Origin of the sequence: Novipirellula sp. (genome assembly GCF_041583735.1) — a bacterium.
In the GTDB taxonomy this organism is placed as follows: domain Bacteria; phylum Planctomycetota; class Planctomycetia; order Pirellulales; family Pirellulaceae; genus Novipirellula.
Window position 1 is genome coordinate 1 of the sequence record NZ_JBFHFD010000935.1, and the last position, 2409, is coordinate 2409.

A 2409-nucleotide genomic window follows, 5' to 3' on the forward strand; every position below is an offset into this window, starting at 1 on the left:
TCGCTACGCAGCCGATTCGTTTGTCGTCAACGCTGATTTCGCGGACTGGATGACTCGCCATGTGCCAAACGAAGTGCGGCGACGTTGGAATGACAAGGCAATCGAAAAGAAAAAGTTTTCCTGCAGCACGTTTATGTTGTACCTGGGAATCGAAGGATCTTATGACGACCTTCCTCATCACAACATTCACATCAGCCGAGATTACGAACAGAATCTGAAGGAGATCGAAACGACACACTCGCTCAGTGACGATCCGTCGTTTTACGTTCAAAATGCGTCGGTGACCGATCCCTCGCTGGCGCCGCCCGGATGCAGCACGTTGTACGTGTTAGTGCCGGTGACCCATCAGCATGAAAACGTCGATTGGGCAGCCGAAGCGGACTCGTTTCGTGACCGCGCGCTTGACTGTATGGCAGAGATCGGGTGTGGTGACGTTCGCGAGCGAATTCGTTTCGAGCATCGTATCACGCCCGACGATTGGCAGCAGCGTTACGGGGTTTACCGCGGCGCGACCTTCAATTTGGCTCACAATCTTGGCCAAATGCTACATCGACGTCCCGGCAATCGTTTCGAAGATCTGCAGGGCGTTTACTTGGTCGGCGGCGGAACGCACCCCGGTAGCGGATTGCCGGTGATCTATGAATCAAGCCGTATTACCAGCCGGTTATTGCTGAACGACCTTGGCGTTGATGCGGATTTTATCGACCACCGCGAAGCAACGCCGCTGCATCGATAAGATTAAGGACAATCTCTATGGACTCGACGGACAATGATGGTCGCGAAAGTTCGCCAAGCTATGTTCGGACAACCACTGTTGGTCGTCGGCGTTATTGCGTATCCAGCGGGAAACGAGGTCGCCCCATTTGACCGGCAATCGGAGCCGTTTCCATGTCGCGTGCGAGACGGCAGAGATTGACTCGTAAAGTTCCGCAGTGGTCAGCACTTGTTCAATGCAAGCTGCCATTTGTACCGCATCTTTCTGAGGGAAGATCATCGCGTTCTCACGATGTTTCAAATGGCTGGTGAACATCGGGTGATCCGACGCAATCGTTGGGGTGCAAGCACGCAGCGCATGGTGGATGACAAGTGGGAATCCTTCGGGGTAATCATGCCGGCTTGGCACGATGACAAGATCGCACTGGTTCATCAGCGGTTCAATGGAATCGCTTGGCATCAGCCCCATCAGTTCAACGCGGTCTTCAACGTGATATCGCGTGCAGTGATCGCGTGCGAAATTTGCGGTGTCCGGTCCCACCAATTTCAGTGTCACCTTGATCGACATCGATTTCAAAATGGCAACCGCTTCGATCATTTCCGCTACCCCCTTGCCCTCCGACACCGTGCCGACGTAGCACAGCGTAAAGTGGTCGCGGTTGCTTGGGGACGGCTTGGCCGCGAATGGGCCAGGATCGGAATCGATCAGGTAATCCCAAGGAATGATTTTCTCGGGGTTCACACCAAGTCGTGCAAGTTCACGTGACGAGTTGATGCCATAACTGCCCACCCAACGAAAATTGTCTCGGTTGAGTGCTCGCGCCGTTCGCCGTGTTTTGGCTTCACGCACGATGTTTCGGGGGAAACCACATTTTTCGCGCGCCAGCGTGTTCGCGAAGGTGGTGATGGCCTGGATTCGCTGTTTGGCGATCCAGCGAATCACAGTCTGGTCGATCGGATGGATGGCGAGATGAGTTGGCTGAATTTGCGAAATCCTTTGGATCATCGTCGCAGAATCGCCGCCGCCGGCCAGTCCGGCACCAATCGCGCGGACTCCGTTGGGCAACACCTCGTCATACGGTTCGTCGGTGGTTGACGTCATCACCGCGAACTCGTCGACCAATTTGGTTAGCGCAGCATACGAATCCATCGAATACCGCTGAGCGTAGTAGGTTTCCAAACCCCCGGCGGCAAGCCGATGATAGGTCTCGCGCACATCCCCGGCGTGGTGCACATACAACAGACGCAATGGACTCGACCCCTGGCGTGAATCAACAACAGGATGGACTGCAAATAGTGAAGGTCGGGATCAAATGCGTTGCTCGATCGTCAACGACCGTTCCAAGCGGACCGTTTCTCCGCTCAATCCCAATCATCAAAGTTCTTCAGTGCACGGGTGACTTTTGCCGCTTGGTCCAGTGACAAACCAGTGTAAAAGGGAATGCGAAGCAAGCAGTCGGCCGCTTTTTCTGTGACGGGGCAATCACCAAGTCGGTAACCGTAATCTTGGCCCATCGCCGAGCTATGGAGCGGTTGATAATGAAACGCCGCGCTGATTCCACATCCCCGCAAATAGTCGGTCAATCGCGTTTGAACGTCCAGCGATGGAACCATCATCCAAAACAAATGGTAAGCGGACTCGCAGTCCGCAGGAATGGTTGGCAACTGCACGTCATGTGCTTGTGCCCATGACGA

The 2409-nt window shown here is 54.5% G+C and carries 3 protein-coding genes; 1 reads left to right on the forward strand and 2 read right to left on the reverse strand.

Annotated features, from left to right (window positions below; all coding sequences use genetic code 11):
- On the forward strand, nt 1-736 hold a 736-nt coding region (gene crtI / locus ABX962_RS34765; protein WP_372726244.1), incomplete at its 5' end, for a phytoene desaturase family protein.
- A gap of 15 nt (nt 737-751) precedes the next feature.
- Here crtI and ABX962_RS34770 read toward each other — a convergent pair.
- Complete coding sequence (locus ABX962_RS34770) at nt 752-1963, reverse strand: glycosyltransferase family 4 protein (protein WP_372726245.1); 1212 nt, start codon at nt 1961-1963, stop codon at nt 752-754.
- 113 nt (nt 1964-2076) lie between these two features.
- On the reverse strand, nt 2077-2409 hold a 333-nt coding region (locus tag ABX962_RS34775), incomplete at its 5' end, for a DegT/DnrJ/EryC1/StrS family aminotransferase (protein WP_372726246.1).